At 72.6% G+C, this 7,143-nt stretch carries 6 protein-coding genes and 2 pseudogenes; 4 read left to right on the top strand and 4 right to left on the bottom strand.

Annotated elements, in window-relative coordinates; translation table 11 throughout:
• Window positions 1–719 (bottom strand): phosphatase PAP2 family protein (locus ACWGIU_RS24440; RefSeq protein WP_453709085.1); only part of this gene is annotated, 719 nt, incomplete at its 3' end.
• A gap of 247 nt (window positions 720–966) precedes the next feature.
• Here ACWGIU_RS24440 and ACWGIU_RS24435 point away from each other — a divergent pair.
• The 3 genes from ACWGIU_RS24435 to ACWGIU_RS24425 all read left to right on the top strand — a co-directional run bounded on the left by ACWGIU_RS24435 (window position 967) and on the right by ACWGIU_RS24425 (window position 4,490).
• Window positions 967–3,066, top strand: coding sequence for a SpoIIE family protein phosphatase (locus tag ACWGIU_RS24435; RefSeq protein ID WP_453709083.1), 2,100 nt, complete (start codon window positions 967–969; stop codon window positions 3,064–3,066).
• Between the two features lie 98 nt (window positions 3,067–3,164).
• Window positions 3,165–3,692 (top strand): GNAT family N-acetyltransferase, encoded by a 528-nt coding sequence (locus ACWGIU_RS24430; RefSeq protein WP_453709081.1) that lies wholly within the window; start codon window positions 3,165–3,167, stop codon window positions 3,690–3,692.
• Between the two features lie 393 nt (window positions 3,693–4,085).
• Entirely contained in the window at window positions 4,086–4,490 is a 405-nt protein-coding gene (locus ACWGIU_RS24425; RefSeq protein ID WP_453709088.1) for a nuclear transport factor 2 family protein, read from the top strand.
• Window positions 4,491–4,819: 329 nt separating this feature from the next.
• Here the strand turns inward: ACWGIU_RS24425 and ACWGIU_RS24420 are convergent.
• The 3 genes and pseudogenes from ACWGIU_RS24420 to ACWGIU_RS24410 form a co-directional block, all read right to left on the bottom strand.
• Window positions 4,820–5,476 (bottom strand): annotated as a pseudogene (locus ACWGIU_RS24420) (multinuclear nonheme iron-dependent oxidase); the annotation flags it as partial.
• Window positions 5,477–5,655: 179 nt separating this feature from the next.
• Window positions 5,656–6,135, bottom strand: coding sequence for a DUF1877 family protein (locus ACWGIU_RS24415; protein WP_453709087.1), 480 nt, complete (start codon window positions 6,133–6,135; stop codon window positions 5,656–5,658).
• 198 nt (window positions 6,136–6,333) lie between these two features.
• Window positions 6,334–6,519: pseudogene (locus ACWGIU_RS24410) on the bottom strand (hypothetical protein); the annotation flags it as partial.
• 79 nt (window positions 6,520–6,598) lie between these two features.
• On the opposite strand from ACWGIU_RS24410, the gene ACWGIU_RS24405 reads away from it, so the two are divergent.
• On the top strand, window positions 6,599–7,143 hold a 545-nt coding region (locus tag ACWGIU_RS24405), incomplete at its 3' end, for a maleylpyruvate isomerase N-terminal domain-containing protein (protein WP_453709079.1).

Below are 7,143 nucleotides of genomic sequence, written 5' to 3'. Positions count from 1 at the left end.
GGGCGCCGTCCGCGGCGCGCTGACCCGCGGGGCGGGGCGGGCGCGGGGGGGGCGCGGGGCCGCAGGATACGCCGTCGGGTCCCCCGGGGGCGCGCCCCGCGCCCCGCGCCCGCCACGACATCGTGCGGATAGTGCACGCCCACCAGGACCCGCAGCAGGGCGGCGGCCGCGGCCACCGGCAGCGCCAGGGCCGCGAGCCGGGGGCGTACGAGGGTCACCCCGACCGCCAGCGCAGCGGCGAGGGTGGCGTGGTTGCTCGGGAACGACCAGTCGCCCGGTGCGGGACACGGCGCGACCGCCAGAGCCCCGGCCACGGCCCGGCACGGCCGTTCCTCGTCGACCAGGAGTTTCAGCGCCTCGCTGAGCGAGTAGGCGACCACGGTCCCGGCGGCCACCAGGGCCACCGCGGCCAGACCCGGCACGTCACGGCGCCGCAGGGCGGACAGGCCGGCCCGGACCAGCAGCAGGGCCAGGAGCAACAGGGTGCCTTCGCTCGCCGCCTCCAGCGCCGTCCCGGCCCAGGCCGGCCAGTCGCCCGCCACGCTCCGGGCGAGCGACCGGTAGGCCGTCGCCGAGACGCCCCGCGTGACGTGTACCGGCTCGTTCGTGCCCAGTGCGCCGCCCGGCGCCGCCCAGGTGACGGCCGCGGTGGCCGCCCCCGCCGTGGCAGCGGCGAGCGCCGGCCGTCGGGCCCATCCGTATCGGGTGTTCGATTCCATGGGGCGACCGTAGGAACGCCGGGGCCCGTCCGCCCCGGCCGAACGGCTGCCCCGGACCCCGCCGAACGTCAGGGTTGCGACGTCCGCCGTTCCGTGCGGGGGAGCGTGTGACGGTCCCGGCGCGGGCGCTCCGGACGCTGCCGGGCAGGTTCGGGGGCAGGATGAGAGGAAGCCGTGCGCCTCGGACCGCCCCGGGCGGGTGGTGGCGGGCGGCGCCGGGCCGACGATGCCGGAAGGAGCGTCGCCGATGGGAACGATTGACGGGTCGGGAACCGGTGGGCTCAGGCCCGGCGTGGCCGGGGTCACCCCGCCGAGCGGATTGCTCGACGTCCTGAACGTCGCGGCGGTCGTCCTCGACTCCGAAGGGCGGGTCGCCCTGTGGAGCCCACAGGCCGAGCAGTTGTTCGGATGGACGGCCGGGGAGGCACTGGGCCAGCCCGCCGCCCGGCTGCTGGCCGCCAAGGAGCACGTAGGCCTGGTCACGGAGCTGTTCGCACGCGTCATGGGCGGCGCGGGCGACTGGGCCGGCGCCTTCCCGGTGCGCCGCAGGGACGGCACCACGCGCCTGGTGGAGTTCCGCAACATGCGGCTGCTCGACGAGCACGGCGACATGTACGCCCTGGGCATCGCGACCGACCGCACCCGGCTGCGCCAGCTGGAGCGCGACCTCGCCCTGTCCGCGCGCCTGGTGGCCCAGTCCCCGATCGGCCTCGCCGTCCTGGACACCGAGCTGCGGTACGTGCTCGTCAACCCGACACTGGAGCGGATCAACGGACTGCCCGCCGAACAGCACATCGGCCGGGGCGTCCGCGAGGCACTGGCCTTCCTCGACGACGCCGAGGCCGCCGAGTCGGCGATGCGCCAGGTGCTGGCCACCGGAACGCCGCTGCTCGAACAGTTCACGGCCGGCCGTGCCCACGGCGGAGCCCGTACCGAACACGCCTGGTCGGTGTCGTACTACCGGCTGGAGGACGCCACCGGCCGGGTCCTCGGCCTCGCCACCTCCGTGGTGGACGTCACCCAGAGTCACCAGGCCGCTCTGGAGATCGCCCGCAGCCGCCGCCGCCTCGCCCTCATCGCGGACGCCACCGTGCGCATCGGCACCACCCTCGACCTCGACCAGACCGCCCGCGAGCTCGCCGACGTCGTCGTACCCGAGCTCGCCGACATCGCCGCCGTCGACATCCTCGACTCCGTACTGGAGGGCCGGCCGACCCTGCGGTCCTCAGCCCACGAGCCCGCGGTGTTCCGCGCCCTGGCCCTCGCGGCCGCCTACCCCAGCGACGCCGTACGCGCCGCCGACCCGCCCGGCGACATCGCCCGCTACGCCGCCGACCGGCTGGTCACCCAGTCCGTGACGACCGGCCACGCGGTGCTCGTCGCCCACGTACAGGCCCAGGACATCTCGCGCATCGCCCGCGACAGTACCGCCGCCAACCTCCTGAGCCGCGCCGGACTGCGCTCCTACCTGGCCGTACCGCTCATCGCACGCGGCGAGGTCCTCGGCGCCCTCGACCTCAAACGCACCCGCAACCCGCTGCCGTTCAACGACGACGACATCGTGCTGGCCGGCGAACTCGCCGCCCGCGCCGCCGTGTGCATCGACAACGCCCGCTGGTACCGCAACGCCCACCACACCGCCCTCGCCCTCCAGCACCACCTGCTGCCCCACCACCCGCCGCCCACCCCGGGCCTGGAAGTCGCCTACCGCTACCGGCCGGCCGCGGCCAGCAGCGAGATCGGGGGCGACTGGTTCGACGCCATCGCCGGACCGCACGACACCACCGTCCTCGTGGTCGGGGACGTCATGGGCAGCGGCATCAACGCCGCCGCCAGCATGGGGCAGCTGCGTACGGCGACCCGCACCCTCGCCGAACTCGCGCTCGACCCGCCCCAGGTGCTCCACCAGCTGGACCACACCACCGCCGCGCTGGAGGAGACCATCGCCACGTGCGTCTACGCCGTCTACGACCCGCACGCCGCCGAGTGCCGGGTCGCCCTCGCCGGACATCTGCCCCCCGTCCTGATCCGCGCCGGCCAGCAGCCCAGACTCCTGGACCTGCCCACCGGCGCACCGCTCGGCGTGGGCGGCATCCCCTTCGAGTCGACGGCCATCGCCATGGACCCCGGAGACCAACTCGTCCTCTACACCGACGGCCTGGTCGAAACCCGCGACCAGCCCATCGACGAACGCCTCGACCTCCTGCTGACCCTTCTCGCCGACACCGGACGTCCACTGGAGGAGACCTGCGACCGTCTCCTGGACTCCCTGCGCCGCACGGACGACCACGACGACGTCGCCTTGGTCATCGCCCGCGCCCGGACCCTCCCGACAGACTCGGCCTGAGGGCTGTCCCGTACGGACGTCCCGCCGACCGGTGGCCGAGCGGGGGGACGGGGCCGTGTCGGGACCTGCCGGTCCGGCCGACTGTTATCGTCCGAGGTATGCCCGAGCTCATAGCCCCCAGCACTCACCTGCACACTTCCTGGCTCGCCGCGCGGAGGGAATGGGGACTCGACGACGCCCACATGGACGGCGGCGGGCTCGGCTCCGACGACGAGGTGGACACCCCGGAGGGCTTCGCGGCCTGGGTGGAACGACTGCGCCGCTGCTCGGACCGCACCCTGCCGGTCGACCACGGCCGGGTCCACGCGACGTACTGGTGGATCGCCGAGGGTGACACGTACCTGGGCGCGATCGACCTGCGGCACTACCTGAACGGCTTCCTTCTCGACGCGGGCGGCCACATCGGCTACAGCGTCAGGCCTTCGGCACGTCGCCGGGGCCTGGCCACGTGGGCCCTGGGGGCCGTCCTGCACGAGGCGCGCGTCCTGGGCATGGACCGGGTCCTGCTGACCTGCGACCCGGACAACGAGGCGTCGGTCCGCACGATCGAGGGCAACGGCGGCGTGCTGGAGGACGTCCGCGAAACCCTGATCGGACCCAAGCGGCGCTACTGGATCGATCTCTAGGCCGACGGGCCCAAGGGCTGTCCCGTCATCCCCGGCGGGCGCACGACGACGGCTACGGCACCTCGCCGCGTTGTCGGAGCACCCAAATACGACCGGCCCGCCGGAATCCTTCCGGCTCTGCTGGAACGCGCGGGACTCCGGGACGTCGTCCAGCACCGGCCCACCGTCGACGAGGCACTGACCGTGGCCGACGCGGACTTCGCGGCCGGCCGCGCGTGGTCGGCCGGGCGGGCCGGGCCGCCCCTGGTGATCACGACAGCGCTCGCGGCCTGATCCGGTGAGCGCGTCATGGCCGTGGCCGCCATGGAACCGGTCGCCGAGGACGAGAAGGGAACGCACTTCAGGGTCACTCGCCGGGACAGCCCTCGGGAGCCACGGTGTTACGGTCGTGCCATGTCGTCCAAGGCCGAAATAAACGTGGTGACCGCCGAGTTCTTCGGCGCCTTCGACAACCGCGGTGGCAAGCTCGCCGACCTGGACCGGATCCGGCGGCTGGTCCTGCCGGGCGGAGTGATCACCATGACCGGCCCGCGGTTCACGGTCTACACCGTGGACGAGTTCATCGAGCCGCGCCGCCTGTTGCTGGCCGCCGACGGGCGCCTGGCCGAGTTCTCCGAGTGGGAGACATCCGAACGGACCGAGATCGTGGGCGACATCGCGTCGCGGTTCGGCGAGTACCGCAAGTCCGGGACCCTGGACGGCAAGCCGTTCGAGGGGTCCGGGACCAAGACCATCCAGTTCGTCCGCACCGCGGACGGCTGGCGGATCGCCGCCTTCGCCTGGTACGACCAGCCCTGATCACGGCCGCCCGCCCCGCCCTCAGGCAGGGACGCACGGAGCGAGCGCGGTGCGGAGTCGGCCGAGCCGGGCGGCGGCCGAGCCACGCACCCCGGGATGGCCCGCGCAGAAGCGCAGCCACGCGCCGGCCGCCCGGGGCAGGCGGATTCTGCGGACACGATCGGGCGAGGAGCTGGAAGGGGAGCCTGCCGGGGCCACATCTCCTTCATCGTCACGAGCAGTTCGCGGACCGCGCCCGCATCGAGATCCGGTACGGCCGACGGCGTCACCTCGAACAGGACCGCGCGCAGGGCCGGCAGCCGCGGCAGGACCCGGCCGGCGAGCGCGAGCAGGTCGTCGTCGGGGAGTCCGGAGTGGGCGTCCAGCCAGTACCCGCGGTACTCGAAGCCGCCCGCCAGGTGCACCTCCCACACCCGGTCGAGGGGCAGGCCGGCCAGCAGATCGCCCACGCTGCCGCGGCCGTTGCGTTCGTTGGCCAGGACGTTGTGCAGGTCCAGGAGCAGACCGCAGCCGCTCGCCTCGGCGACCCGCCGGACGAACGCGCCGTCGGACAGGTCACCGGGCCGCCGCTGGAGGTAGTTCGCGCCGATCTCCACGGCAAGGGGCACCGGAAGCCCATCGGCCATGGCGCGGACCGACCGGGCGGCCGCGTGGACCCCCGCCGCCGTCTGACAGGGCGGCAGCATGAACCCGGTGTGGAACCAACCCGTCCGATCAGCCACCCGGTTGAAGGCCAAGTGCTCGCTGACCCACGGCGCGTCCAGTCTCCCGGCAAGCTCGCCGAAGAGTTCCCGGTGTCGCGGGTCGGGCAGGCCGCAGCCGCCGACCGGATTGCCGACCCCGTGCGACAGCCGCGCTCCGGGCAGATCCGAAAGCCGTCCCAGCACGTCCTCGTCGACCTGGATCCCGCCATCGCCCCGTAAGCGCCACAGGCTCTGCGGTTCGATCTCGACGACGTCGAGCAGGTCGGCAACCTCAGGGAGCATTTTGTCGAGACCGGGTACGTACGTGAGCCCGACCCCTAGCCTCGTCATGGCATGTTCTCGATCAGCCGACCGACGAACCGGCGACCACTGGCCGGACCTCGCCCGCAGGATTCACCACGAAGTCGCGGGCGATGGTGATGCGGAGGTCCCGCCCCGAGTGACCAGCACGCGGCCACGTCTCAAGCCCACACCACTTTGACCACGGCGCGGCCTGCCGCGGCCGCCCGCCCATAGAACTCTTGGAGGTTCCGGTGATGTTCGAGGTGTTCCTGCCTGGGCCGGCCGAGAGCACTGAACCTGGCACCGACAACGTTCCACAGCTCGTCGAAAGAGACAGTCGTAAGGAAACGCGCGGCCTGTGACACACCAGGCGGCTCCAGAAGTATCAGTGGGGGACCGGAGGGATCAGCATCAGCGCTGTGGGGCACGGGGCGTCCGCCGTAGATCGGCAGTGTCCAGGGCTCGTCGGCGTCCGTGTAGAGGGCATCGGCCGCGGCATAGAGGTCGTTGACAGCGTCCCAGCCCTTATTGATCGACCAGGCGAAGCCCGCTGCGTACTCGGCGATGTGGTCTTCCCAAGCTTCGGACATGAACGCAGCGAGCCAGGTGTGGTCGTCCCGGATCTCGGATTCAGTCACGGCGCGAAAGTGCAGGTACATGCTCACTACGACGAGTCCCTCAGCTCGGCGGCCCCTCTGTGGGGCCGAACGGACAGAACCTACTTGAGGGCACTGACAGCCATGTGTGGTCGATATCGACTCGCGCCATCCGGCAGGACTTTCGATACACGGCCTGGCCGCCTCGTCAGAGAGAGCGGCGGGGCATGGAGCCGGTACGCCGTAAGCGACCACGCAAGGTCACCGGCAGGCTGGGCTCCCCAGGGCACGGGTGGGGATGGCCGGGTCTGAATTCGTAGGCCGAGCAGCGAGTTGGTAGCGGGGCTGGTGGTTGCGCTGGTGCTTCTGGCCCAGATGGTAGGTCCAGTAGCGGTCGAAGTCGCCGTTGGCGAGCAGTGCGCGGAGTTTCAGGACGGCTTCGGCGCCGGCGCTCCGCCCGGCCGTCGACGCGTTCGTCCGACAAATTCGCTACCCGGTGGTCGGAGCGCCGTGATACACAACCGACGTGCAAAACATCTTGGAGTTCCCCGAGGTCCTGCGGCTGATCGAAGACCGCTCGGCCGCGTTCCGCGCCGCGATCGCGTCCGCCCCCGACCTTGACGTGCAAGTCCCGACCTGTCCGGACTGGACGCTGCGCGAACTCGCGCAGCACCTCGGCGACGGCCGCCGCCGCCAGGCCGCCATCGTCGCGGCGGGCCCGGGCGCTGAGCCCCCGGCGAGGACGGACCCGAAGGGCGCCCCGACCGCGCCCCGCGACCCCGAAGCCCTGGACGCCTGGCTCGCCGAGTCGACCGAGCTCATGCTCGACGCGATGCGCGAGGCCGGCCCGGACCGCGGCTGCTGGACGTGGTGGGGCCGCTCGCAGGCCCCGGAGACCAGCGGAGCCGTGGCCCGGCACCAGATCCAGGAGATCGCCGTCCACACCTACGACGCCCAGCTCACCCAGGGCGCCGCACAGCCGCTGCCGACGGACGTCGCGGTCGATGGCGTCGACGAGTTCCTGATGACCGTCTCGGCGACGACCGTCCCCTGGCCGTTCAAGCCGGCGAC

Source organism: Streptomyces sp. NPDC054840 (genome assembly GCF_053611065.1).
The sequence above is the reverse complement of the archived record's forward strand: the minus strand, read 5'-3'. Positions and strand labels throughout refer to the sequence as shown.

Coding starts and splice junctions, on each gene's coding strand:
- ACWGIU_RS24435 (WP_453709083.1), top strand. CDS start 967: ATGGGAACGATTGACGGGTCGGGAACCGGTGGGCTCAGGCCCGGCGTG.
- ACWGIU_RS24430 (WP_453709081.1), top strand. CDS start 3,165: ATGCCCGAGCTCATAGCCCCCAGCACTCACCTGCACACTTCCTGGCTC.
- ACWGIU_RS24425 (WP_453709088.1), top strand. CDS start 4,086: ATGTCGTCCAAGGCCGAAATAAACGTGGTGACCGCCGAGTTCTTCGGC.
- ACWGIU_RS24415 (WP_453709087.1), bottom strand. CDS start 6,135: ATGTACCTGCACTTTCGCGCCGTGACTGAATCCGAGATCCGGGACGAC.